The 25,922-nt window shown below is 38.2% G+C and carries 20 protein-coding genes; 4 read left to right on the top strand and 16 right to left on the bottom strand.

The genetic code is table 11. The annotated features are described in order from the left end of the window. Nucleotides 1-25: 25 nt before the first annotated feature. Nucleotides 26-949 (top strand): histone deacetylase family protein, encoded by a 924-nt coding sequence (locus ESZ39_RS12850; protein WP_146880299.1) that lies wholly within the window; start codon nucleotides 26-28, stop codon nucleotides 947-949. A 114-nt stretch (nucleotides 950-1,063) separates the two neighbouring features. On the opposite strand, the gene ESZ39_RS12845 is transcribed toward ESZ39_RS12850, so the two are convergent. From ESZ39_RS12845 to ESZ39_RS12830, 4 genes are all read right to left on the bottom strand, one after another. Continuing rightward, nucleotides 1,064-1,354: a DUF6172 family protein gene (locus tag ESZ39_RS12845; protein ID WP_146880298.1), complete on the bottom strand. Its 291-nt coding sequence runs from the start codon at nucleotides 1,352-1,354 to the stop codon at nucleotides 1,064-1,066. Nucleotides 1,355-1,842: 488 nt separating this feature from the next. After that, nucleotides 1,843-2,178 (bottom strand): ribosome hibernation-promoting factor, HPF/YfiA family, encoded by a 336-nt coding sequence (gene hpf / locus ESZ39_RS12840; RefSeq protein ID WP_146880297.1) that lies wholly within the window; start codon nucleotides 2,176-2,178, stop codon nucleotides 1,843-1,845. A 135-nt stretch (nucleotides 2,179-2,313) separates the two neighbouring features. Then, nucleotides 2,314-3,264, bottom strand: coding sequence for a DUF808 domain-containing protein (locus ESZ39_RS12835; protein WP_146880296.1), 951 nt, complete (start codon nucleotides 3,262-3,264; stop codon nucleotides 2,314-2,316). Nucleotides 3,265-3,491: 227 nt separating this feature from the next. Then, entirely contained in the window at nucleotides 3,492-3,836 is a 345-nt protein-coding gene (locus ESZ39_RS12830) for a YajD family HNH nuclease (protein ID WP_146880295.1), read from the bottom strand. A 222-nt stretch (nucleotides 3,837-4,058) separates the two neighbouring features. Between ESZ39_RS12830 and ESZ39_RS12825 the strand changes: the two genes are divergently transcribed. After that, nucleotides 4,059-4,589 carry a DUF962 domain-containing protein gene (locus ESZ39_RS12825; RefSeq protein ID WP_146880294.1) on the top strand — a complete coding sequence of 177 codons (531 nt, stop codon included), beginning with the start codon at nucleotides 4,059-4,061 and terminating at the stop codon, nucleotides 4,587-4,589. Between the two features lie 545 nt (nucleotides 4,590-5,134). Here the strand turns inward: ESZ39_RS12825 and ESZ39_RS12820 are convergent. From ESZ39_RS12820 to ESZ39_RS17820, 10 genes are all read right to left on the bottom strand, one after another. Continuing rightward, the gene (locus ESZ39_RS12820) at nucleotides 5,135-6,574 is read right to left on the bottom strand and encodes an alanine/glycine:cation symporter family protein (protein WP_146880293.1); all 1,440 of its coding nucleotides are present in this window, start codon (nucleotides 6,572-6,574) and stop codon (nucleotides 5,135-5,137) included. A 105-nt stretch (nucleotides 6,575-6,679) separates the two neighbouring features. Then, on the bottom strand, nucleotides 6,680-7,564 hold the full coding sequence (locus ESZ39_RS12815) for a cation diffusion facilitator family transporter (RefSeq protein WP_146880292.1): 885 nt from the start codon (nucleotides 7,562-7,564) through the stop codon (nucleotides 6,680-6,682). 162 nt (nucleotides 7,565-7,726) lie between these two features. Continuing rightward, the gene (locus tag ESZ39_RS12810; RefSeq protein WP_146880291.1) at nucleotides 7,727-11,029 is read right to left on the bottom strand and encodes an efflux RND transporter permease subunit; all 3,303 of its coding nucleotides are present in this window, start codon (nucleotides 11,027-11,029) and stop codon (nucleotides 7,727-7,729) included. A 37-nt stretch (nucleotides 11,030-11,066) separates the two neighbouring features. Next, the gene (locus ESZ39_RS12805; protein WP_146880290.1) at nucleotides 11,067-12,533 is read right to left on the bottom strand and encodes an efflux RND transporter periplasmic adaptor subunit; all 1,467 of its coding nucleotides are present in this window, start codon (nucleotides 12,531-12,533) and stop codon (nucleotides 11,067-11,069) included. 222 nt (nucleotides 12,534-12,755) lie between these two features. After that, on the bottom strand, nucleotides 12,756-13,103 hold the full coding sequence (locus tag ESZ39_RS12800) for a hypothetical protein (RefSeq protein WP_146880289.1): 348 nt from the start codon (nucleotides 13,101-13,103) through the stop codon (nucleotides 12,756-12,758). A gap of 198 nt (nucleotides 13,104-13,301) precedes the next feature. Beyond that, nucleotides 13,302-15,125, bottom strand: coding sequence for a GGDEF domain-containing protein (locus ESZ39_RS12795; protein ID WP_146880288.1), 1,824 nt, complete (start codon nucleotides 15,123-15,125; stop codon nucleotides 13,302-13,304). 321 nt (nucleotides 15,126-15,446) lie between these two features. Then, nucleotides 15,447-16,685 carry a lipocalin-like domain-containing protein gene (locus tag ESZ39_RS12790; protein ID WP_146880287.1) on the bottom strand — a complete coding sequence of 413 codons (1,239 nt, stop codon included), beginning with the start codon at nucleotides 16,683-16,685 and terminating at the stop codon, nucleotides 15,447-15,449. Further along, complete coding sequence (locus ESZ39_RS12785; RefSeq protein WP_146880286.1) at nucleotides 16,682-19,096, bottom strand: FtsX-like permease family protein; 2,415 nt, start codon at nucleotides 19,094-19,096, stop codon at nucleotides 16,682-16,684. The genes ESZ39_RS12790 and ESZ39_RS12785 overlap by 4 nt, the downstream gene beginning before the upstream one ends. A 4-nt stretch (nucleotides 19,097-19,100) precedes the next feature. Further along, nucleotides 19,101-19,775, bottom strand: coding sequence for an ABC transporter ATP-binding protein (locus ESZ39_RS12780; protein WP_317615716.1), 675 nt, complete (start codon nucleotides 19,773-19,775; stop codon nucleotides 19,101-19,103). A 538-nt stretch (nucleotides 19,776-20,313) separates the two neighbouring features. After that, nucleotides 20,314-20,463 carry a hypothetical protein gene (locus tag ESZ39_RS17820; RefSeq protein WP_182138021.1) on the bottom strand — a complete coding sequence of 50 codons (150 nt, stop codon included), beginning with the start codon at nucleotides 20,461-20,463 and terminating at the stop codon, nucleotides 20,314-20,316. A 326-nt stretch (nucleotides 20,464-20,789) separates the two neighbouring features. Here ESZ39_RS17820 and ESZ39_RS12775 point away from each other — a divergent pair, with 326 nt between their 5' ends. Then, nucleotides 20,790-21,305: an NUDIX hydrolase gene (locus ESZ39_RS12775; RefSeq protein WP_146880284.1), complete on the top strand. Its 516-nt coding sequence runs from the start codon at nucleotides 20,790-20,792 to the stop codon at nucleotides 21,303-21,305. A gap of 446 nt (nucleotides 21,306-21,751) precedes the next feature. Then, nucleotides 21,752-23,422, top strand: coding sequence for a gamma-glutamyltransferase (ggt, locus tag ESZ39_RS12770; RefSeq protein WP_146880283.1), 1,671 nt, complete (start codon nucleotides 21,752-21,754; stop codon nucleotides 23,420-23,422). 206 nt (nucleotides 23,423-23,628) lie between these two features. Here the strand turns inward: ggt and yeiP are convergent, their stop codons facing one another. Continuing rightward, complete coding sequence (yeiP, locus tag ESZ39_RS12765; protein ID WP_146880282.1) at nucleotides 23,629-24,201, bottom strand: elongation factor P-like protein YeiP; 573 nt, start codon at nucleotides 24,199-24,201, stop codon at nucleotides 23,629-23,631. 183 nt (nucleotides 24,202-24,384) lie between these two features. Then, the gene (locus tag ESZ39_RS12760; protein ID WP_146880281.1) at nucleotides 24,385-25,302 is read right to left on the bottom strand and encodes a M14 family metallocarboxypeptidase; all 918 of its coding nucleotides are present in this window, start codon (nucleotides 25,300-25,302) and stop codon (nucleotides 24,385-24,387) included. Between the last annotated feature and the right edge of the window lie 620 nt (nucleotides 25,303-25,922).

The following is a 25,922-nucleotide window of genomic DNA, read 5'->3' as shown; positions in this document are numbered from 1 at the left end:
ATCTTAGAGAGAAAGGAGTGTACCTATGACAGTCGGCGTAATTAGTCACCACCATTGCTTAACCCATGATATGGGAGAGCATCACCCTGAAGCGCCAGCACGTATGGCGGCTATTCAGGATCAGCTTATTCGCAGCGGTTTGGATTATGTTATTCGACAATTCAACGCAAAACCTATTGATAAAGACTTACTTTATTTAGCACATGATAAAAACTATATCGAATCAATTTTTACCAACGCCCCGAGTGAAGGGACTTATAATGTTGATGACGATACCATTATGACCCCAGATACCCTTAATGCCGCTTTACTTTCTGCTGGTGCTGCCAAAGACGCGGTAGATTTGGTGATGTCAAAGGAAATTTCATCAGCATTTTGTGCTACCAGACCTCCCGGCCATCATGCTGAATATAATAAAGGGATGGGTTTTTGTTTTTTTAATAATGTCGCTATTGCTGCCGCCTATGCCAAAGAGCAATATAAATTAAAGCGCGTCGCTATTGTTGATTTTGACGTTCATCATGGCAATGGCACGGAAAATATTGTAAAAAATAAAAAAGGCTATTTATTTTGTTCTACTTATCAATACCCATTTTATCCATTTGAAATTAAAGAAAGTATTACACCACCCATCATTAATACCCCCTTAGCTGCGACAGCAAAAAGTGCTGATTTTCGACAAGCTATTCTTGATACTTGGCTACCGGCATTGAATAAGTTTAAACCAGAAATAATATTTATTTCTGCCGGATTTGACGCCCATATCGAAGATGACATGTCACAAGTGAGCTTAGTAGATGAAGATTATCGTTGGGTAACTGACCAACTTAAAACGCTTGCTGATAAATATGCCCAAGGGCGTATTGTTTCAGTACTTGAAGGTGGTTATGCCCTGAACGCTTTAGGCAGAAGTGCGGTCGCACATATTAATGGTTTAATTGGTTATTAGTTAAGATACTATCACGGCTAGCACTGCCTAGATTAAGCTTGACCTAAAGCGTTTACTTTAGGTCATATAAGGGTAAATAATAGCATTTTAAAGCGCTATCAGTACCACTAGCCATTATTTTTCTTCAAAGCTACGAACCGCTGGTTTAACCATAATTTCAAGATAAAATGCGCTTAAATCTGCGGTGACAAGCGTGTCAATCTCTTGGCTAATGGTTGCCACATGAATAACATCAGCTGTTTGCTCTGACTTACCAATTTTACAATCGAAATCCCAATAATCAGCACCTTCAGGTAGCGTTTTATTACGCTCACGTTTTAAATATTTTTTAACTTCGTGTTTCGCTGACTCAACCATTCTAGCGACTTTAATTTTAGGGTGAGTTAACTCGAATGTTTTTTTCATGGAATTCCTTGCAGGAGATAAAAGTACGCTTTATAGTAATTTTCTGTCATATAAAGCCAATATCGCCATTTTACGTAAACATTTAGGTAATAGCCATACTTCATCTAATTGTTAAGTAAATAACCTCAAAGGTTATTAAGCTTTTATATCTTTGTGGATTTAGCCACTCTTTTTCGCAGCATTTAAAGGCGGGGAAACTACGGCTAGTGTATTACCATTATTTCAGCTGATGTAGCTATGATGAGAGGGCTCTAACTCACTAGTGGCATATATTGAGCAATATAAGTAAGCGCACTGGTGCTTCAAAAAAATATGTTTGAAAGCAGCCTGGATATCGACACTTCTTCTGAATGTCACCACAATTTCACATCGATATCATCGTGGCATATCATTCATCTTAAATATAAAAAAGACCGTTTAATAACGGCCTTTGAGTGCTTAACTTTTATTTTTAGTTTTAACTTTTAGTTAATACGGGCTAACGTGATTTAAGGACTTTCAAAGGCGTTTGACTGCTCTACTTCAAACTTCTTTTTTTGCTTAGCCGATAATACACCTTTGCGATGTGCTAAAGCAGCTTCAAGCTTACTCACTGCACTTGCTATCGCGGCATACAATTCTTTATCGGCCGCGTTAACTGAGACAGTAGCGCCTTCATAAGTGGTAGAAACTTCTAATTTTTGTTGGTTGGGCTCTACGGTGATAATGACTTCTAAAGTCATTAAACTTGGAAAATGTTTAGCAATTTTGGCAAATTTATTTTCAACTGCTTGGTTAATACCGTCGGTAATTTCAACGTGATGTCCGGAAATAATTATTTTCATATTGCTACCTTATTGGTTGTCTTCAATTATATATTCAGGGCGAAGACGACAAAATACAATAGCTAAAATAAACTATTTTATCGTTTTTACGCTATGCAATTGAAAAACATGTATTAAATTAAGCTAAACTTATATCTACTTAGCTACTGCCCGCTGATTTTTTAACCGAGATATTAAGCTAATCACTGCCAATACGATACCACCAGCAATAATACCTATGATGCCATTAAGTAAAATCGACAAAATACTTGCAGATAAACTACCAAAATATTGCCCTACCCAAAGTTCAAGGTAATGAAATTGACGACCAAGCCAAGAAAAACTATGGACAATTATACCACCGCCAACCAAAAACATCGCAATGGTACCTACCACCGTTAATAGCCTCATTAAAAATGGCGCAAACATCAATAAACCGCGCCCTGTAGCTCTTTGCAAAGCCTTAAAATGCCCTGACAGCGAGTTTCTCAGCAGATAAAGACCTAAGTCATCTAATTTGACAATACAAGCAACAAGCCCATAAACCCCAACGGTGATCGCTAGAGCTAATGCCGAAACAACCAACACTTGTGTTTGAAACGCCGCTTCTTGAACTGAGCCTAAGGCAATCACCACAATTTCTGCAGAAAGAATAAAATCAGTGCGAATAGCGCCTTTTATTTTTTCCTTTTCAAAAGCCGCAATGTCAATATTTTCATTGTTAACACCTTTAAGTAACGCTTGCTGTTCATCTGCCAAGACTTTTTTACTATGAAAAAATTTATAGAAAACCTTTTCAAAACCTTCAAAGCAAAGAAATAACCCTCCCATTACTAATAAAACAGTGATCAGTGGCGGTACAAAAGCACTAATTAACAAAGCAGAAGGCACTAAAATTAATTTATTGAGCAACGAACCTTTGGCAACAGCCCAAACCACAGGTAACTCTCTATCAGCCTTAACACCTGAGACTTGTTCCGCATTAAGCGCCAAGTCATCACCGAGAACACCTGCGGTTTTTTTTACTGCTACTTTTGATAAAATCGCCACGTCATCAAGTACTGTTGCAATATCATCAAGTAAGGTTAATAAACTCGAACCAGCCACCTTTAACTCCTTTTATAAATAGCATTAATTAAAGCCATTAAATTGGTATTATACCAATCCCATTAAGTTATTGCTCACTTGTACTAGTTAAAATAGCTCAAGGCTGTGTTGCTCTCACTCCCAATAGCCAGCTATTGCTCAATCGAGCGCCTTACCTTGAGTTATTTTTCCTGCGCACAACAAGATCACAAACTTAATGGAACTGGTATTACACGTCAATTGATCAGTTATTTTTTTAACATCGATTTTAAGTCTGCAAACGGGTTATAGGTTGCGGTATCCTGATTGGTATCGCCGGCTTTAATTTCGGTGTGATATTTTGCATGATCAGTATATTTTGCATGCTCATTATCGTGGCAGTAAATACACAGTAATTCCCAATTAGTCCCGTCATTAGGGTTATTCGTGTGATCATGGTCGACATGGTGCACCGTCAACTCTCTGAGATTTGAATACTCAAACGCGCGCGCGCAACGCCCACAAACCCAAGGGTATAATTTCAATGCACGGTCGCGATAACCTTTCTCTTCGCGTTTATAATTAAGGCTAGAGCCTAATGTATCTGAGGACATAATATTAACTTTTCAGTAACTAATACCTTTATTGTATGAGTAAGCCTACACAACTGCAATAAGGCAATTAGAATACATTAATCAAGGACGGTATATGCTGATCCTATTTATCAAGCACCCTGTCAAAAATAATAAATTTTGTTACGCTGCCTTAGCTGGCTTGCTTTACTTTTAAGCGATAACTTGCCATGATATTTTATGAAATAATAATACGGAACTGTCATGAAAACAGTCGAAGAACAGCTATCAAATTACAAAAGTGTGCACTTAAATAAACACAATATCAACACTCACTTTATTGGCGTGCCATTGATTGTTTGGGCTATTACAATCTTGTTAAGTTTAAATACTTTTACCCTTGAACTAGCAGGACAAACAGTCACGTACACGCCAGCAATAATATTATTCACTGTTACCATGCTTTATTATTTTACATTACATGTAAAGTTAGCGATTGGCATGTTGATATATGTTGCTGTAAACCTATACCTTGCTAGTTTAGTCACCAATATGCAAAACCTATTATGGCTAGCCATTGTAGTGTTTGTTGTTGGTTGGATTATTCAATTTATTGGCCATATCTTTGAGAAAGCTAAACCGGCTTTCTTAGATGACATTATGGGCTTAGCTATTGGCCCTTTATTTTTGATGGCAGAAGTTTACTTTATGCTAGGGTGGGAAAAAAAATTAGCCAATAACATCACACCAAAGGCCATAGAAAAGCGTCGTTTAATAGAGCGAGCACAAAAATAATTTCATTCGTTGTGCCACAAGTACAAGTCAATACAGGCTTACAAAGCTATATTTATTATAGTAGGCAATAGATAAATCCAACAATGAGCAATCGGGCTTAGTACTTGTTTAAAAATACATCATATTAAAAGCAGTAAAAAATACAGTGTCATAGCAATACCAAGTTGATTAATTACCTGCTCATTTTTAATGGTTAAAATGAATAATACCAGTGCCATTAAGTTTGTGACCTTGTTGTGCGCAGGAAAAATAACTCAAGGTAAGGCGTTCGATTGAGCAATAGCTGGCTATTGGGATTGAGAGCAACACAGCCTTGAGCTATTTTAACTAGTACAAGTGAGCAATAACTTAATGGGATTGGGATTGGTATAACTACAGCGTTATAAAATTTATAAGTAGAATAACTACTGACTAAACTTTATGCCTTATATTTATCCATTTTTCCTCATGAAAAAGGTGATCACTTAATTAATGAAATTGGTATAATACCAATTTCATTAATTAGTATGATTAAGGCTCCCGCTGTATCAAACAGTAAACCCAAACTATTTATGCCAAATACCTGGCTCAACTTTACCTTGAAATTCAATGTCGGCTTGTTTAAATTCCATATCAGCATCGCTAACATTTTCAAGCTGACGTTTAGCATTATAGTCTTTTGTTAAGGCCACTATCGTTGGCGTAAGTTGTACAATAGCGATAACATTAACTAAAGTCATTAATCCTAAAGCGACATCAGCCATACTCCATACTTGGATTAAACTGGCACTTGAGCCCCAAAACACCATCGCCAAATACATGGCCGTATAGATTGTCCGTCCGACTTTATTGTCGAGTTTAAAAAAATGTAAGTTACTTTCGGCATAAGCATAATTTGCTACCACCGAGGTAAAAGCAAATAAGCTAATCGCTGCCGAAACAAAATAAACCCCATTCGCTCCTAAATGATGAGTAATGGCACTTTGGGTTAAACGAATGCCTTCCATTTCGCCACTGATGTTAACGTCAGCAAGTAAAATAATAAACGCGGTGCAGGTACACAACACCATAGTGTCTAAAAACACCCCTAACATTTGCACGTAACCTTGGGTAACAGGATGATTAGGTACAGGCCTTGCACTCGCGGCGGCATGCGGCACACTACCTGCACCCGCTTCATTAGAATATAACCCGCGCTGAATACCATTTTTAATCGCAGCACCCAACATGCCAGCGCCAGCCTCTTGTAAGCCAAAAGCGGAAGTAATAATATCGTATAACATCGCTGGCACGGCACTCAAGTTCATTAGGGTGATGGTTAGCGCCACCAAAATAAAAGCAATGCCCATAAAAGGCACAATTAACTCGGCAAAGCGTGCAATACGCTTTAACCCGCCCAGTACAATCGCACCAGCAAATAGCGTAATTAATGCCCCTGAGTACACAGTAGGAATATTAAACGCATGGTTTAATGAGTCGGCAATAGTATTAGCTTGCATCGCACTAAAACTAAAGCCGTAACCTAAAAACAAACACAATGAAAATAAAATGGCCAACCAACGTTGGTTAAGACCCTTTTGGATGTAATAAGCGGGACCTCCTCGATATTCTTTATGGTCGTCACTGACCTTGTAAAGCTGGCCTAAAATACTTTCGGCGAAACCAGTTGCCATACCTAACAAGGCAATGACCCACATCCAAAATATCGCGCCACTACCCCCGAGTGATATAGCAACCGCAACACCAGCTAAATTACCGGTACCTACCCGTGCAGACAAACCAATAAATAACGCTTGCAGCGAGCTTATGCCTGAACTGTCTGTCGAGCTTTCATCATTTTTAGCACTGTTTTTTAAAACAGAAAACATGTGACGAAAATTGAGAATTTGCACAAATTTGAGTTTATAAGAGAACCAAAAACCTGCGAATAACAAGACATAAATGAGAACTTGCCCCTCGCCCCATAGAACATTATTTATGCTCGAGACAATTTGTTCGAAATTCATTGTTGTAGATCCTTGTTAACATTGCAGTGAGTTGTTGTAACTCAATAATAAATCTTACTTTAGCAAATTTTAAAGTTAATTATTAGCATGAAAATAAAATGCTTGTTAATAACAACTAGAAGCTATGGTTTTGCCTGATGGGTTCACTTCGATGGTCGAGTGTTTAATGCCATATTTATCTTGCAACATGGCTTTAATCTCAGCCAGATTTATATGGTCAACGTTTGCTGCTAGTTGTAATTTACATTCTAAAAACAACTTATGTTCATCGAGTTGCCAAACATGAATATCTACCGCAACATTCACTGCTGCATTTAACTCAATGTCTGCTTTAAGTTCACTTATTTCACAAGCTTCAGGCACCGCTTGCATCAATATTTTAATGCTTTCAAGTGCAAGTAATCCGCCGTGATAAAGCACGTATATTGAAATTAAAACCGTCGCAATCACATCAACAACATACCATTGATAAAATATGATCAAAAGCCCAGCAATAATGACCGCAACTGATGCCAAGGCATCAGACACATTATGAATAAACGCCGCGCGTAAATTCATACTGTGCTTTGCGCCTGACATATAGGTTAATACCGCAGTGGCAATATCAATAACCAAAGCGACACCCGCGATATAAATCACTATCCAACCATTAATTTCTGTTGGATTAAAATATTTACTGATGGCTTCATAAATAAGATACAGCCCAACAATAATCAACGTAATGCTATTGATCAAAGTACCAATTATTTCGGCTCTTTGATAACCAAAAGTCATGTTTTCATCTGCTTCTTTAGCCGAAATTTTACGTGCAAAAATAGCAATAACAATCGCGCCAGCATCACTTAAATTATGCAAGGCATCAGCAATTAACGATAAGCTGCCCGAAAGCATACCACCAATTATCTGCACAATAGTTAATAAGACATTAATCAATACGGCAAAGGTCAATTTGCCGTTGCTCCTATGGGAGTGAGCGTGTGAATGAGACATTTTCACCTCTTAAATATTTATCTCTAACAATAAAATAATAGTGTAACAAAGCGACATTTAGCCCATACCGATTGCATTAATTACCCAGCAATGAAAAATCATATCAACCGGTATTATTCAAGTGATAGCAAGACAGATGACTTACTAGCAAAAAAATAAAAGCTAGCGCATTAACTGTGCTATTTTTTCCTTTGAAAACCACGTAAATAATACAGGTAAAACAAATAACGTCAGTAATGTTGCGGTAACTAGCCCGCCAACAATAACGCTCGCTAAAGGCCGCTGTATTTCAGCACCTACGCCGTTTGACATTAACATAGGTATTAAGCCCAAGGCTGAGGTTATCGCGGTCATCAACACCGGCCGTAATCGTGAGGTCGCACCTTCAAATACCGCTTTTGATACCGCTAAACCTCCTTTAATTCTTTGGTTGATGCTTTCTACCATCACCACACCGTTTAATACCGCAACACCAAACAAGGTAATAAAACCAACAGAGCTGGGTACTGATAAATATTGCCCTGAAATATACAGTGAGAACACACCACCTATGACCGCTAATGGTACATTCACTAAAATCAGTAGTGCTTGGCCGGTCGAACCAAAAGCAAAATATAGTAGTAGTGCAATTAAGCCTAACGACACAGGTAAAACGATAGCAAGCCTAGCTTGTGCGCGTTGTTGGTTTTCAAATTGACCGCCAATAACAACAGAGTAACCCACAGGTAAATCAACTTTAGCGGCAATAACGCTGCGAATATCCGCCACCACACTGCCCATATCTCGACCTTGTACATTAGCTTGAATAACAACGCGACGCTGCACATCATCGCGACGCACTTGCGGCGGGCCTGATGCTACTGAAATATCAGCAATATCACCTAAACGCACCCAAGCGCCAGTGGGCGACTGTAAACGTAAATCAGCGATCACATCACGGTTGTTACGATTTTTCTCCTGTAAGCGAACATAAATATCATAACGTTCATTACCATTAATTACTTGCCCTGCGGTCGTGCCACCAATACCATTTTTAACTAAGTCCATAACGTCAGTAACAGAAAAACCAAAACGAGAAAGTTGCTGCCTATTGGGTTTAATCACCAGCTGCGCTTCACCAACAATTTGCTCCATAGCGACATCACGCGCACCGTCTACCGCTTTAATTGCCGTTTCTATCTCTTGCCCTTTTGAGGCGAGAACATCTAAATCAGGCCCAAAGAGCTTAACGGCTAATTGTGCTTTTACGCCAGACAGTAATTCATCAACACGGGTCGCGATTGGCTGAGAGAAATTTAGTAACAAACCCGGAAATTGTTCTAATTTAATCGCCATTAAGCGCTGTAATTCATAACGATTAGTAGCGCTGGTCCATTCATTAACTGGTTTTAAACCAATATAAATTTCAATGTTATTTACCGGCTCTGGATCGCCGCCAATTTCAGCTCGCCCCATGCGACTTAACGCGTAGTCAACTTCAGGAAAAGTCAGTAACATTTTTTCTAATATTGGTGCAACTTGCAACGCGGTGGCTAAGCTCGAAGACGGTGCTAAGGTGACTCTTAAATTAATTGTGCCCTCTTCTAACTCAGGCACAAACTCGGTACCTATTTGTGGCACTAAGGCGATGGCACTGAGCAGTAAGAGCACTGATGAGGTAATAACAACTTTAGTGTGCTTCATAGCAACAGCTAAAGCTTGACGATACCAACGCTCTAATGGCCGTAAAATAATACTTTCACGCTCTTTAACGCCTTTTGTAAACAGATAAGTGGCCATGGCAGGAACCACAATCAAAGCAACAAAAATAGCGGAAACCACGGCTAAAATAATACTAATTGCCATCGGTTGGAACAATTTTGCTTCCACACCTTCAAAGCTAAATAACGGCATAAATACTACCAGGATTATTGAAGCGGCAAAAAATATCGGTCGAGCAACCTCTTTTCCTGCTTGTTTTAATCTTAAAGGTATACCGCTGCGGTCATGTGCCACATTATGGGGATCACGGTCAGTTACTTTTCTGTTATTGTGTGCTTTGTCAATAGACTCACTATTAATTGGTTTACGAGTTATGGGCTCATTATTTATAGGCTCATTATTGGTAGGCAAGGCACCCTTTTCATTACGCGCAATAGCAGCACTTAGATGTGCTTCATCTGGCCGGTTAAGATGTTTAAACATGTTTTCAACCATCACTACTGAGCCATCAACCAACATGCCAATCGCTACCGCTATGCCGCCCAATGACATTAAGTTCGCCGACAAACCTAAATATGACATGATCATTAAGGTCATAGCGATTGAAATAGGAATAGAAATTATGACTAAGAAGGTTGCTCTTAAATTCATAAAAAATAACGCTAGCACAAGCGCAATAAAAATAAACGCCAAAATAAGTGAGTCAACTACCGTATTGACCGCTTTAACAATTAAGTCCGATTGATCATAAAAGGCTTCAAAATGTACCCCTTTTGGCAGTGCTTGCTCAATTAAGGGTAACCGGGCATTAATGCCATCAATGGTTGATTTTGTATTGGCACCCATACGCTTGAGCACAATACCCGAAACTACTTCACCTAACGCTTTAATATCGCCATTTTCACTACGACGCGTCATAGTGGCAGCGCCTTGACGAATTTCACTCCCCAGTTCAACGGTGGCGACGTCAGCTACCGTGATAACCGTACCTTCAACAATTTTAACTGGCACTTGCTCAATATCCCTGATACCCGCGGCACCACCGCTAAACCAACCTGTGCCACGAACCACTAACTGTTCTTGACCTCGGTTCATGTACCAACCACCAACATTACTATTATTATTACCTAAGGCGCTAACAATATCGCTTTGGCTAAGCTCGTAAGAGAGTAATTTACTGGGTTCAATATTGACTTGGTATTGACGAACATTGCCGCCAAATGATAAGACATCAGTAACACCATCAACCGGCATCAGTAATAATTTAACCACCCAATCATTTAAGCTGCGCAGCGCCATTGCGTCATAACCCGCCTCTTTGTCAGCAATAAGTAAGTATTGATATACTTGCCCTAACCCTGAAGTATTGGGGCCCATTTCTGGCGTACCCACACCTTTGGGGATCAGTTCTTTCGCCGCTTGTAAACGCTCAAAAACCAACTGACGGGCAAAGTAAATATCGGTGCCTTCTTTAAACACTACCGTAACACCTGATAAACCAGTTTTAGAAATTGAGCGCACTTGCTCCACATCCGGCATGGCGTACATGACCGCTTCAATAGGATAAGTAATGAGTTGCTCAACTTCTTCTGCCGCTAAGCCCGGCGCTTCGGTATTTACCGCAACTTGTACATTGGTTACATCAGGAAAAGCATCCAAATTTAACTGCGGAATAATAAATACCGAGCCAATCAGGGTTGCTACTAACATCAACATCACCAATAGGCGATTGTTGACAGAAAAATCAATTATTTTATTAAACATAAGTTTATGATCCTTGGTGCTTTGCTATTGCTGGGCTTTAATGGTTATGCGGGTCAAAGCCGCCTTTCGCTATTTCAGAGGCAACAAAAAACGCGCCCTTGGTGACAATACGCGTGTGTGGCGCAAGACCAATTATTTCTCGATATTCGCCCAACGAACGTCCTAAGGTTATTGCTACTGCGGCAAACTCTCCAGGGTGATCTTCAACAAATACCGTCCAATCACCGTCACTTGAGCGCATTAATGCCGACTCAGGCACCGCCATTACTTTTTTGTCAGTTTTAAAACTAAAATTTACATTGACGAACATACCGGGGTGGAGACGGTCATGGTCATTTTTAACCGCTAAACGCACGATGCGGGTGCGGGTTTTTGGGTCTATGGTGTGCGCTTCTTGAATCACGGTGGCGACAAAAGACTGATCAGCCATTTCAATAACCGCTTGCGTGCCTTTAGGCAAGTTTAATTGTTTATTGGGCGATACCCGTGCTTCGACCCACAGCTCACTTTCATCTGCTAACACCATAATAGCGTCGCCTGCAGACACCCGTTGACCCTGAGAAAAATCATCACTTAATACCGCACCAGCCCGCTGCGCAATTAAGGTGTATTCGCCAAGTTCCTCTAAATGATTATTTGACGAGTTATTTTTAACTACATAGGCAATAGCCTGCTCTGTTAAACCAAAGGCCTTCAAACGACTGTAGGCCGAAATATAATCTGTTTCGGCACTTAATAGTTGGCTTTCACTAACACTTGCTTTACCCAGTTTTTTATTTCTTTGCCAATCATTATAAGCAACACGGTATTTCGCTTGTGCTTCTACAACCGACTCACTAAATAATGTCACTAGCGCATCGCCTTTTTCAACATGCTGCCCTAGCGTGGCGTGGCGGGAAACCACCACAGATTCAGTACGCGGTGAAACAATATAGCTTTTATAACCATTGGCTTTAATCTCACCCGGTGCATAAACATCATTGGCAAAGGTCTTTGCTGATATCTTGGCAACTTCAATACCCGCAATCGCCATTTTTTCAGGGCTAAGGCTGACACCTTCTTTGTGTGCGGCTTCTACGGATTCATTACCATGTATAGATTTTTGTATAGCATCTGGTTTAGCGTTTTGTACAGAACCTACAACCGAGTGTGCTGCACTGCCGTGTTGCTGTGCAGTTTCTTTAACTTTGTTTTTATCCCTTGCGCTATCTTCATCTGCATCATGCTTGTGCTCTTTTTGCTTGGGGGACTGACTAACTTGGTATTCATCTTTTGTATGGTTTTTTGTTATTAATTTCGAGGGTAGTATTGCAGTCGGTGCAGTTTTAACTGCTAACGCTGTCGAACTGAACACACCAAGCAAGACTAAAACGAGTAATGGCTTCGCACTAAATAGACTAGCTAAATTTTTTGGAAAAATAGTGATATTTGCTACACAGCTAATATTTGAAGATCGTGAAAATAGTGCTGCCGTAGTAAGGCTGCTGATATAAAACTTATGCATATTGATACTCTTAATTTTTCTTTTTAAGGCTGATAAATCGAAACTATCCAAGCATTTAGCTGAACTTATCATTCAACAATGGCCATGGCCATGGATATTAATAGTGTAAAGGCAACACTCCCTTTGGAATTCGCTGCAATAAACGCATTATGTCGATTTACAAATCAGACACTTAAACCAGCAAACATACTCGTTTAAATGCTTATAAATTTAAGGTAAGTTTTAAACTATTGGGGGGCGGTGTTCTGGTGTGATCCAAAGTGATAATAGTGCCGTTTTTCTGCTCAATATATTGTCGTTACTTTTATGAATGACACTTGATGCTTCATAACTAGCAATATAAACACCGGTCGGTGCGTGACAATGACAGCAATGATGACAATCGAATGGGTCTTTTGCACTATTATCGGCGGCATTATTAGTCGCTATTAATGCGCCTTCTTGATGTGACTGATGTGACGGGTCTAAACTGCGATGAGAGACGTTTTGAGAACTGTCTATTTCCTGATGACTACTGTGTGAATCAAACGCAGTAGCAATTGTTTGACTCGCAAACAATAGTGCAAACATTATAATTAACAAACGATTGAACACAGGAAAAGCTCTCTTAAAAACGAATTGGTAGTGTAAGTTAATTGCTAATAGGCTTCAACCATAAAAATTTCTCTCTGACTGAAATTGCCTTAAGCCTCAGGTTTAACCAGTAAATTTAAAATAAAAGCCCAACTCTAGATTATTAAGACTCTTTAGTTGGCGGTACTTAGCCGGTTAAATTTCAACAACTCTATTTCGACCAAGATCTTTTGCCTTATAAAGCGCATTATCTAAGCGCTGATAAATTGCTTCAAAATTAGCGCTAGCTTTTTCAATATAGGTAATCGAAAAACTTGCTGTCACCGTTAATTCTTTTGCATCATTTAATAACATAGGGTTGTTTTCAAAACTACTGAGGATACGTTCAACAATAATTTGCGCAGAAACTTTTTCTAAGTCCTTTAAACAAACGACAAATTCCTCACCACCAATTCTACCAAATAGATCTTGCTGTCGAATATTATCTTTAGTTAATTTGACGATATGTCTCAGTGCTTTATCACCAATAGTATGTGAATATTTATCATTAATTGATTTAAAATTATCTAGGTCGAAAAGAATAATAGCGTGTATATCATTGCTCTTGGTGTTTTTTAGGTTCGCTATTTGTTCAAAAATAGCACGTCTATTGTAGATACGTGTTAACTCATCAGTTTCTAACAATATTTTTTCTTTGTTTTTTTGACGCCATATAAAGTAGCAGATAGCGATCAAAACAAATATTAATAAACCGGATAGTACTAAAGTGATTTTTGATTGCTCTAATTTTGCCGAAACTAAACTAAGTTCCAATGTAACTATATCTTGTTGCAATTCGGCGGTGTCGAGAATAGAAACCGAGCTTTGTTGATTGATCAAAGATTGCTGGTTGATGTTAATGTAACTTTCAAAGTGTTTTTGTGATGCTTTAGCCTGATTTTGAGTAATATAATATTTGGTCAAAAACTCATACAGATAACGCAAGTTTGATGCTTTTGTTTGCTTAATTAATACTGCTTTCTTTGCGATAAAGCTATTAACGCATTGAGTTCTATTATTTTCCACACAGGCTATCGCTTTATACAATAGCATTTTATTATCTGATTGCGATTTTTCGATCCTACTTTGATAGGGCTCAAATTCATCAATAAGCACTAACATTACAGCAAACTTTTTTTCCATGTAAGCAATTTTTATTTTTAAAACTAGTAATAAAACTTTGTAATCTTCAGTATCTACGAACAGGTCTGCTCCTGATTCAAATTTTCTAAAATAGCGCTTACCTTCTTCAATTCCACCTGCATCTAGTAATTCAGTGGCTATAGCATAATAGGTCCAATACATATTGAAATCATCACTAATATAAGACAAGTGTTTTTTAAATGCATTCGCGGCAAGAGTAAACTGACCCAGTGATGAATATATTTCAGCTATGCTCAGGTATATACTAGCTATAAAGTGGTCATCGCCTTTATTTACCTCCCTCAGTCTGACAAACGCTTTAATTTTTTCGACTGCGCTCATTTCAGCGCAATACTGAAGTTCAGTCATATCTAAGTACTTTAAAAACTCTTGTGACGCACCTTTGACCAACAGTCGATTTTCATGTAAAAAGTCGCACGCTTTTGTTTGTGAATATCGATAATAAAAGTCTGTTAAATCATAGATAGCTAGAGATAAAATATTCTTGTTTACTTCGTTACTCGGCAACAGGGTTATTTTTTTTAAGTATCTTAAATAATCGTCACTAACCCCATATTTACAGAAAATAACAGTCGCTTTTTGCCAGAGTAATTTTGAGCGTGCTTGATTCGATAAATTAGGCGAGTTCGCTAAAAACCATTCAACTTTATCAATAAGCACCTTGTCCTCTGGACAAACATAATAATGAGATGGTTGAATGCTATTCAAGGTAAGGTTCAGATCATTGGCGAATGCCGAATTAATTGCAGATAACAAACAACAATATATGACAGGAAATATTAAAAATTTACTAACCGCTATCTTAAAGATATTCAAAATCCGTTATTCCTTTAATGCTTAATATCTAAATTAAAAATGTAATTGCTATATAGAGTGAGCTTTCAAACTACTCGTAAGCTACTTCAAAAATTAATTTTGAGCGAATCAACCGCCTAAGTTATCCATCTTAGGCTGATTTTTTTTCACACAGGCAACTATTCATTCGGTTTTTACAAAAAAGCGAATAAATAAAACACCTACTAAATGTCTTAAAAATTACTGCTATTACTTTAGCATCTAAACTATTTTGATGTTTATACATTAAATAACATATTCATACAATAAATAACATAACTGTCATTAACTTAAAAAGTTGACTTAGTTCACATAACCCGTCATCTCTAAAAAACCACTACCTTGATGACTACCAGAAAATGTCACCATACCTTCAAAATACTCAATACCAAAACGCATAATTTGCTTATTGTTAATCACGCTAACCTCGATGTCGATATTGTCCTGCACAATGGTAATCGAAAATTGCTCAGGGTAATGCGAACTGTCATCAGATGATTGTGGCTTTGTATTCGTCTTAAGCTGAGTCAAACTTATGTCGCTTGATGACAATGTTTTAATTGTGCCATCGCGCCGCATAATACTGCCATAAAAGTAATCTTTAATGCTTGAACGAATTCGGTAAACCATTAGCGCAGTATTTTCATTTAAGCGCAGTGAGAACCAGTCCCAACCTTGTTGATCTTCTGCCAACATTTGTGAGCCCCATTCGCGATCAAACCAGGCATTACCAGTTACTTTTTGCCATTTATTTTGCCAAAACACTTCACCGCTAACGTTAATAAAAGGTTGTGAATAATAATAACTGGCTATCGCTAAGCTATGGTGTTTTTGACTAAAGCCGTTTTCACCTTGTAGAAAATACGGTGTTTTTCCTATCAGCGCTTTATCAAGGCTTAAATTTAAATTTACCTGCCAGCGTTGTGCTTGCTCAGCTAACGGCACAGCAATTGGCTCTACAGCACTTGGCTTATCATTAATTGGTCGCTTAAGCGTTAATTTTTTCGCCAATGGCTGTTGCTTTGATAAACTAGTTGACTGCTGTTCAACGTTAGCACTGGTAACATTACCGTAGCGTAACTTAGCCGGTAATAACCCTTGTGTTGATTGCCATTGCCAACTGTCAATTACCGCCTTAAAAGGCTGTGTTGTAATCTCCACGTTACCTAGCTCTTCACGCCCACTGCGAAAAGCAGATTGATGTTGGTTCGCATCCGCTAATGCAGCATGAGCAAAGTACCAGTGTTTGTCTTCTACTGCTCGACGAAATAAAGTCCACTGTGTGGCCAATTTCTCACCACCTTCAGTGGTTAAATTAGCCGTTAAATACCACCATTCTTGCTGAAATTTTTTATGTGGGCCTTGTGCTTGCTCAAATTGAATAACATGGTCTTTAGTCGGTTGCTCAAAATCGCCAAGCGTATCACTAAGCCCTTTCAAAGCTGAGCGCTTTGGGGACTTTTCATCACTACAGGCCCCAAGAAAAAAAACGCTAAGTATGGTTAGCAGGAAAATTTTACCCAATACCGGACGGTTTGTCATGACAGACTTGCTCTAACGTTAAGTTTATATAATGGTAAGGCTAAGGCAGGGATCAGCATCAACATACCGAGTACACTACTAACCACGAACGGCCCTATTTCAAAAACCAAGGGCATTGACCAACCAAAAGAGGCTGGCAAGATCAAACTCACCAGCGCATTTGCCAAGACGGTAGCAATAGGCCAACTTAATAAGATAGCACCAAAAGCTAACAGCAACCATTGCCATAGCATATAGCTAAAAAGCTCAAATTGGCTGTAACCTAAACTGCTTAAAATATGTAAATCGGGTTTACGGGCTAACTCCAAACTATTCGCTGATAAAAACAAACCTAAACAAGCAATAGAAAGTAATACAAAGGCAATAGCTTGTGTTAAAACAAAACTTTGCTCAAACACGGCTAACGCTAATTTTTTGATTTGCTCAGGTTGATACATTTGACTGTTATTTATGCCAACATCATCAATAAGCGCTTGTTTAATGGCATCAGCATCTACCGTTAAAAATAGCCCAAAGCCAGTCTCTTGCCACGCTGATAATTCGTCAATATCGAATTGTGATGGTATTTTTATGGCAAAACCTTGATTACCATAATCATAATAAATAGCTTGAACATGACAAGATAAACTTTTTTGACCTTGCGTAATTTCAATAACTTGTTGCACTGCAATTAAACGTTTGTAGGCTAGTTGTTCATTGATATAACAACTTCTTTCTGCGCTATTAAGAGCTACCAGTTCACCTGATTTCAATGATAAGCTTTGTTGCTGTTTTTTCGAGCCCAGGCGATAAACCTCGACGGTATCTTGCTGATATTTTGCCACCGTACTTGCAAATAAAACATATTCTTCAACACCGTCCTGTTGTTGCAACCATTGGCTTAATGGCGGCTTTTGCTCTGCGTTATAACGAACAAACAAGTCGGCATTAAGTAACTGGTTTAAATAAGACACAAAGGCACTTTGAAAACTATTCACCATTAAAGCGGCGGCAATACTGGCCGTTAAGGCTAAATAAAACGCGGCAATGGGCAGATAGCGCCTCCCCACTTGTTGACTAGCGTCTTGAAAAATAAATTTCAAACGAAAAGACCGGCTTATTAGTGCCAATGTTTGCAGAAAATATTTCAATAAATTAGGCAATATCGCAACACTGGCGAGTAACAGCAAACCATATTTAAACATCAAATGATGCCAGTTATCACCAGGCCAAAAAACAAATAAAACCAAGAGAATAGAAGCGAAGATGGCTGTGGCTTTAAAACTAAAATATTGCTGGGATAGCCGTGCAGAAAAGGCAATTTTTGCTGAGCCGATAAGTCTAAATTGTTTGAGCAACGCTGCCATAACAGCAATTGACGATATCGCAAAAGCCCATAAACTGTATTGCCACTGCCATTGAAATTGACCACTGACTTGCAATTGATAAAGTTGCTCTAGCGTTAAACCCAATAGTGGTAATATAAAAGACACTAAAACAAAGGCGATAGCCATACCGAGCAAACTAGCCAATAAGGTTAACGATAAGGCCTCACAAAGCATAACCGTCATAATGGTGTTTAATTCAATACCAAGCAAACGCAATTGTGTGGCAAGCTCTCGCCTTTTGGTCCAAGCCTGGTTTGCTGCCTGAAAGGCAATAAAAAGGCTAACAATAAAACCCAAAATAGCTAATGCCGATAAATTAAGATGTAAGGCGTCGGCAAAACCTTCACGCTCGGTAATAGACCAAGTTTCTTGAATAGCTAGATAACTAGGTAATGCCGCTTTAAGTCGTGAAATTTCACTGACTGACATTTCACTTACCATTAAATGACTAAAGCCTTTAATGTCTGGAAATAGCTGCCATGCCAGTGCAATATCAAGCAAAGCAACATTGCCCCAATCTGCAACATTATTAATATTCACTGCTATCGCCTCATCGTTGGCGACAGTTAACGACATTGGCAAACTATTTTCAACTGTCAAACCAAGCGAGTCTGCATAGGCCCGTTCGATATTGACAGCTTTACTGGTATAGCTTGCTGGCATGGTGAGCACTAACGGTAAAAGATCTATCGCTCGAAAGGCTATTTTTTCACCATTAGCTAAAATTTTACTGAAGACATGTGTGGCATTGAGCTGATAAAAGCCTTGTGCTCTTAACTGAGCATAATCACTTTTTGAAATGGTTTGCCCTGACTCCGGCACAATATGAAAAGCTACTGGCGATTTTAAACGACTATTGGCAGATTGATACTGCTGCTCGCTTGCGTCATTTAGCACCAAAATACTCAATAAGGTGCTGGTTGCTATCGCTAAACTAAAAATAAAGCCAAGGTTGAGTAAAGGCTTATTAATATATTCGCCAATGTGGGCTTTTAGCACTAAAAGAAATTCAGAGTGTGCTTTTTTTACATTAAAACTGACCATCACATTACCCTTCAAACAAGGTTAATGTGCCGTCAACAAGACGATAAATTTTATCCATACTGCGCGCTACATCAAGGCTATGGGTTACCATCAGTAAGGCTGTATTTTTAGATTTCGCTAAATTGACCAGTTGCTCGACGACGTGTTCACTGTTGGTTTTGTCAAGATTACCTGTTGGTTCATCGGCTAGCAATAGCTGGGGTTTTGCATTTAATGCCCGCGCAATCGCAACGCGTTGCATTTCACCACCGGAAAGTGTCGCAGGAAATTTAGTAAAAAGTGACGATATGCCAAGTTCTTTAGCTAAAGTTAGCCCATGATTTTCATCAAAACGACCTGATAACTTAGCGCTAAATTCAATATTGTCTTGTACTGACAAACTGCTTAATAAATTAAACTGCTGAAAAATAATACCTATATACTGTTTTCTTAAACGACTTAGCTGTTTATCTGAGGCGTTGGATAAGGATAAATTAGCAATGCTGATTTCTCCTTGCTGAATAGGCTCTAATCCAGCAATTAAATTTAGTAAAGTAGTTTTACCACTGCCACTATCACCCATTAATGCCACACATTCACCTGGAGCAACAGACAATGATAAATCAGTAAACAAATAACGATGGTTATCACCATCTGTAACTTCATGACTTAATTTAGTAATTTTTAAAGACAAACTCATTCCTTTTAACGCCGTTACTTATGACAAATAAATGCTAAGCCATTTGTCAGGATTTGCCCACTATTACTTACTATAAAATACTGAGGAGAGACTATGAGTTATTATACTTTCGTACCTATACATTTGGATCAGTAAGTCAGTGTTATATTATCAGTAAAGTGACATTTATGGCATTTATGGCATTTATACCAAGTTGATTAATTACCTGCTCATTTTTAATGGTTAAAATGAATAACTACAGCGTTATAAAATTTATAAGGTGAATAACTACTGACTAAATTTTATGCCTTGTATTTATCCCTTTTTCCTCATGAAAAAGTAGACCACTTAATTAATAAAATTGGTATAAGTGGCTCGCGATAAGCTTAATTACCAATAAGTTACTTAGCGCTGAGCGCTATTTTTTAACTTTTAAACCATGGCTTTTTTTATAACTTAACGCCACAAAACAGCTTAATGTCATTGAGGTTGAATCTGCGGGATATAAAAAAGGCCAGTGTGAAAATATCACACTGGCCTTGATAAAATAATGATTGTTTTATTCGTAAGAGCGCTCTAACCAAACAATTTGCATTTTTAGATCTGCAATTTCATCATTGGCGTCAGTTAACTGCTGCTCAATAGTTTTTGGCATTACCATAGCGTTGACGCTAAGCTCTATTACATTGACTGCTTCTTCATGAACCATGAGGCTCTCCTAATTAACGTTACTATACTTGTATTATTACACAGTAATTTTCATTTTTCCGTGTAAATCGTAAATTAAATTTCATATCGAAAGATTAATCTACTTAACTTAGACAAAACGAAACAAAATAACATCAAAACGAAACCTAAATAAACCTAAATAAACCTAAAAAACACCCTGAAGTATTAAAGAAGCTGATTTAGAAAGCTTTCATTAATACTTTCAACCAAGCTTACATAAAAATTTTATAAGCTGTATTTAACTCACTGTTGATTAAAGCGCTATCTATCCCCATAAATGATAAACATTTAACAAAAGTATTTTCTATGCGCTTATTAAAATCAACCCAAGTAACAGATTTACATCCAAATATTGCACACCGTTTTACCCGTAAAGCGACTCGCGCCATTATCTTGAACGGTGAGAATATTTTACTGCTATATACTAAGCGTTATCATGATTATACCTTGCCCGGAGGCGGCATTGATGAAGGGGAAGATAATATTTCTGGCCTTATTCGTGAATTACGTGAAGAAACAGGGGCACAAAATGTCAATAACATTCAAGCATTTGGATATTATGAAGAGTATCGTAATTGGCATAAAGATGATTATGATGTGGTTCATATGCTGTCTTATTGTTATACCTGCGAAATAGATCAAGAGTTGTTAGCGCCAGAATTTGAGCCCCATGAATTGCAAAATGGTATGCAGCCGCTTTGGATGAACATCTATGCCGCTATTTTACACAATGAAATGGTAATAAAAAACAGCGAAAAAAAGGGCTTGTCTATCGAACGAGAAACCTTTTTATTAAAGCGTATTGTTGCTGAATTACTTTAGCACCTCAGGATGGCTATTTTACTTAGCCACAGCAACGCTGATACTTGTTGGCTACTGCGGTGACAATGCGGTTTATTTTTTTCTGTTTTTTTAAACTATAATATTTAAGCTTTAGCCACTATTTATCTAACGCTAAGGTTTTTCTTAGCTTGCCTTGCTTATGTCGCTTAGTTCAACTCAATTTCTGCTTTAGAACAGCAGATAATTAATGCTCAAATACCGGTTTACCTCGTTCATTAACAACACTTTGGTTTTTGTTAATAACAACAAAGGCGGTTATTTTTCTCCCTAAACTTAACCTGAACTTAACCTGAAAATAACCTTAAATTAACCTTAACTCAGCCTGAGCGTTTAGCTGATAATCGATTAAGTGATACTTGCCACTGTACATTTATTTTCAACACGTTAATCTATCAGTAAATATAAATGCAACAGTGTTAATTTACATGATAAAACCACTAACTCTCTCAATCGCCTTATTAATTTATTCGTTATCTTCCTCAGCTGTTGAGCTGCAAGCAACACAACAAGCTGCAGTGGCAATGCCTGATAGTTTTAGTGCCGAGGTTTCGGCAAAAATACTTTCACAAGGAGGTAACGCCATCGACGCGGCTATTGCTGCACAATTTGTTTTGGCGGTAACATTACCCGAAGCGGGTAATGTCGGTGGTGGCGGTTTTATGGTGATTTATAAGGACAATAAAGCAGACTTTTTAGATTATCGTGAAGTGGCACCATTAAAAGCCCATCGTGATATGTATTTAGATAAGCATGGCGATGTTATTCCTTATCAGTCTTTATATGGTGTTTTATCTTCTGGTGTACCTGGCACGGTAGATGGCATGTGGCAAGCCCATAAAAAATATGGCTCACTACCTTGGAAGTCATTAGTCATGCCAGCGGTAGCCTTAGCTAAACAAGGTTTTATTGTTCATAAAAATCTGGCAAAGAACATTGCATGGCGTATTAACAGCTTTAAAAAAGAGGGTATAAAGGTTAACTTTGCTGAATACTTTGCCAGCGCTAAAACCGGTACTTTGTTTAAACAAGCTAATTTAGCAAAAACACTAGAGCGCATTGCAGATAATGGCCGTAATGGTTTTTATCAAGGTGAAACCGCAAAAATAATTACTGATTTTATGAAAAAAAATGGTGGTATCATTGGTTACGACGATTTAGATAATTATCAAGCTACATGGCGTAAACCACTAGAAAAAAATTGGCGTGGTCACCGAGTGCTAACGGCTCCACCACCAAGTTCTGGCGGTATTGCTATTTTACAGTGGCTAAATATGTATGATTTACTATCAACTAATAATGCGCCACTCGCACATAATTCCGCTCCTTATATGCATCGCTTAGCAGAAATCGGCAAACGCGTTTTTGCTGACCGCGCAGAATACTTAGGCGATCCTGATTTTTTTGATGTCCCTCAAGAAAGATTACTGGCTGATAGTTACTTAAAAACACGTATCGCCGGTATTTCAGCTGATGCTATCTCTGTTACTAACACCATTAAACCTGGCTTAAAAGAGAGCCCAGACACCACACATTTTTCCATTATAGATAAATGGGGTAATGCAGTATCAAATACCACAACCATTAATTATACCTTTGGTAGTGGTGTTATTGTTGAAGGCGCTGGTTTTATTTTAAATGATGAAATGGATGACTTTAGCGTTAAAGCCGGTGTGGCAAATATTTATGGCGCAGTCGGTGGCGAAGCAAATGAAATTCAAGCTAATAAGCGTATGCTGTCGTCTATGACTCCCACTATCTTGTTAAAAGACAACAAAGTTAAATTAGTTACCGGCTCTCCCGGTGGTACCACTATCATTAGCTCAGTTTATCAGTCTATTCTTAATGTAATTGAATTTGACATGAACGCTGAACAAGCGGCAAATACCCCAAGATTTCACCATCAATTATTGCCAAAAGATGTTATTCAACTTTACCCTGGTATTGCTGAGCAAGAAAAATTAGCACTTAAAAAGATGGGTTATACCTTGAGCGAACGTCGATTTGGCGCGGTACAACTTATTATTGCCAACGAGCAAAAATTAGATGCGGCAGCAGAATCTGGTGGTAGAGGTACAGCGCTTGTTATCAAGCAATAACTGAGATAATTAGCCAAAAGTATTATCTCTATTTTCGCAATATAACGCACAAATAAAAAAACCAGTTAATAAATTAACTAGTTTTTTATATTCAAAATGAAAGCTATATCGTGGTCACATCGACGTACAAGAATAACGCTATTATCTAGCCAATTTCAACTGAAGCTTATTAAACTAAAAGTTATTCACTATGGCAGCTGATCTGATTATTTATCAGCGCGGCCCATAAACTTACGATCTTCAGTATTAACTTTAATTTTATCACCAGTTGACACATGCTCTGGCACTTGTACCGTTAAGCCCGTTGATAAAATTGCCGGCTTAGTACGCGCCGTAGCAGAGCCCCCTTTAATTGATGGATCAGTTTCTGTAATCACCAATTCAACACTTGCTGGTAAATCAATAGCAACCGGTACACCATCTACAATGATCACTAATAAACCTTGAGTATCTTCATTAATGAACAGAGCTTCGTCTGCGATTGACGTTTGGCTTAAGTTATATTGTGTGTAGTCTTCGTTATCCATAAAGACGTATTCTTCGCCATCAATATAGGAAAAAATTGCTGGTCGACGCGTTAAATCAGCAAAATTAAGCATGTCGTCAGCTTTAAAGGTTACATCAAATTTACCACCGGTCACTACATCGTACATGCGCATTCTATACAAACTGCCACCGGCACGACCTTGGGGTACTGAGCGCTCAATATCTCTAACAATCATTACTTTACCGTTATGTTCTATCGCGGCATTCTTTTTTATATCACTAGCTTTTGGCATGAAAAACCATCCTCATTAAATTTATGCAAGAAAAATAGCATGTATAGCTTATTATGCAAGAAAAATAGCATTTATAGTTTATTATGCAAGAAAGTATCGCTTAATTGCTAGTTATAGATCTGTGGAAGTATCAATAATAGCGATTAAACTCATAAATTAGTCACTTAACGAGAATGAACAGCTTTATAACGCCATTAAATAATTTAATGCTCCGCTAATAACAGCCACCTGAGCAATAATGCAATTTTCATCATCAACCAGTGGACTATCGGGATAAGCTTCAGTGGTGGTGACATATGGTGCGTCAGTCAAGCCCATACATAGACCTAAATCGCGCGCAGCATAATTAATCACTCCAGCCTGAGACAGTGGTGCACCAATTAATTTATCTTCATTATCTGCAGGGGCAATATGAGTGACTTTTTTTACTGACGTAATAATAGCCTTTTGAAAACTTTCTTGGGGTTTGCTGCTATCACCAACTAAATAAAAACCGTCGGGTATATTCCAGTTTTTCTGTTCAATAGCATCTCTTGCAGAAAGTGCTGGCCTAAATTCACTATTATCAGTATCTGTGGTTTCATGCAGATCAATATGGGCCATAAACTCAATACCCAGAGTTTTCATATACTGCATCACTGCTGATGACTCTTGTGCCGGGCTATTCTCATAAAATGAGCGATTAGGGTCAACCGTTAACGGGTTCCAACGATTAATAGTTTCATATCCCCACGGACTAATACAGGGCAAAACCACAAAGTTAAACGCGTCTTGAAATGGCTCTGCGGCGGTTTGTAGAAAACGAATTGCCCCTTGAACGCCACTGGTTTCATAACCATGCACACCACCGGTGATTAAAATAGCGGGTCTATCTGCTATCCAATTTGATGATTTCAAAGCATATAACGGATAAATTTCTTCATCATAAAGCAAGTTTCCGTACTGCTCGATAGTGTAACACTCGCTTAAAGCATCTAATTTAGTAACAACCTCTTCAAAATAGCTGCGCTTTTTTTGCTGCTGTTGAAACCATATTTCCTTATCGCCGTCGGTCCACTTTTTGCCAAGTTCACCAATAGGGTATGCTGCTGCTATATTCATATCGTTACCTAATAAGTTTTTCACAGTTATAAATTGTATTAGTCCTTGGCATGTTAACAATCAAATATAGCTAAAAAATTTAATTGTCTGAACCACGTTAGGCTAATATATTTGGTATTGTTGCCACTTGAAGTCAATCTTTCAATAGCAACACTCTGCGCGTTTAATGAAAATGAGACTGTATCATTTTTTCACCATAGCAATGATAAAAATCAACCGAAGCAGGTGTAGAGTAATAGTTACGCATTTGCGATAAGCAATATTGTGACTTCTCATCCTAGCCTGTGCCACTCGATATCACTAAAAAAAGCTTTGTTTTGCACCAAATTTTGTAGTTATACCAATTTGATTAATTAAGTGATCACCTTTTTCATGAGGAAAAATGGATAAATACAAGGCATAAAGTTTAGTCAGTAGTTATTCTACTTATAAATTTTATAACGCTGTAGTTATTCATTTTAACCCTTAAAAATGAGCAGGTAATTAATCAACTTGGTATTATACCAATCCCATTAAGTTATTGCTCACTTGTACTAGTTAAAATAGCTCAAGGCTGTGTTGCTCTCACTCCCAATAGCCAGCTATTGCTCAATCGAGCGCCTTACCTTGAGTTATTTTTC

Source organism: Colwellia sp. C1TZA3 (assembly GCF_007954265.1).
In the GTDB taxonomy this organism is placed as follows: domain Bacteria; phylum Pseudomonadota; class Gammaproteobacteria; order Enterobacterales; family Alteromonadaceae; genus Cognaticolwellia.
This window is presented reverse-complemented; position numbering and strand designations above follow the sequence as displayed.

Bases quoted from the DNA above. Each gene is read 5' to 3' on its own strand.
- ESZ39_RS12850 (WP_146880299.1), top strand. From the start codon at position 26: ATGACAGTCGGCGTAATTAGTCACCACCATTGCTTAACCCATGATATG.
- ESZ39_RS12845 (WP_146880298.1), bottom strand. From the start codon at position 1,354: ATGAAAAAAACATTCGAGTTAACTCACCCTAAAATTAAAGTCGCTAGA.
- hpf (WP_146880297.1), bottom strand. From the start codon at position 2,178: ATGAAAATAATTATTTCCGGACATCACGTTGAAATTACCGACGGTATT.
- ESZ39_RS12830 (WP_146880295.1), bottom strand. From the start codon at position 3,836: ATGTCCTCAGATACATTAGGCTCTAGCCTTAATTATAAACGCGAAGAG.
- ESZ39_RS12825 (WP_146880294.1), top strand. From the start codon at position 4,059: ATGAAAACAGTCGAAGAACAGCTATCAAATTACAAAAGTGTGCACTTA.
- ESZ39_RS12820 (WP_146880293.1), bottom strand. From the start codon at position 6,574: ATGAATTTCGAACAAATTGTCTCGAGCATAAATAATGTTCTATGGGGC.
- ESZ39_RS12815 (WP_146880292.1), bottom strand. From the start codon at position 7,564: ATGTCTCATTCACACGCTCACTCCCATAGGAGCAACGGCAAATTGACC.
- ESZ39_RS12810 (WP_146880291.1), bottom strand. From the start codon at position 11,029: ATGTTTAATAAAATAATTGATTTTTCTGTCAACAATCGCCTATTGGTG.
- ESZ39_RS12805 (WP_146880290.1), bottom strand. From the start codon at position 12,533: ATGCATAAGTTTTATATCAGCAGCCTTACTACGGCAGCACTATTTTCA.
- ESZ39_RS12800 (WP_146880289.1), bottom strand. From the start codon at position 13,103: ATGTTTGCACTATTGTTTGCGAGTCAAACAATTGCTACTGCGTTTGAT.
- ESZ39_RS12790 (WP_146880287.1), bottom strand. From the start codon at position 16,685: ATGACAAACCGTCCGGTATTGGGTAAAATTTTCCTGCTAACCATACTT.
- ESZ39_RS12785 (WP_146880286.1), bottom strand. From the start codon at position 19,096: ATGGTCAGTTTTAATGTAAAAAAAGCACACTCTGAATTTCTTTTAGTG.
- ESZ39_RS12780 (WP_317615716.1), bottom strand. From the start codon at position 19,775: ATGAGTTTGTCTTTAAAAATTACTAAATTAAGTCATGAAGTTACAGAT.
- ESZ39_RS17820 (WP_182138021.1), bottom strand. From the start codon at position 20,463: ATGGTTCATGAAGAAGCAGTCAATGTAATAGAGCTTAGCGTCAACGCT.
- ESZ39_RS12775 (WP_146880284.1), top strand. From the start codon at position 20,790: ATGCGCTTATTAAAATCAACCCAAGTAACAGATTTACATCCAAATATT.
- ggt (WP_146880283.1), top strand. From the start codon at position 21,752: ATGATAAAACCACTAACTCTCTCAATCGCCTTATTAATTTATTCGTTA.
- yeiP (WP_146880282.1), bottom strand. From the start codon at position 24,201: ATGCCAAAAGCTAGTGATATAAAAAAGAATGCCGCGATAGAACATAAC.
- ESZ39_RS12760 (WP_146880281.1), bottom strand. From the start codon at position 25,302: ATGAATATAGCAGCAGCATACCCTATTGGTGAACTTGGCAAAAAGTGG.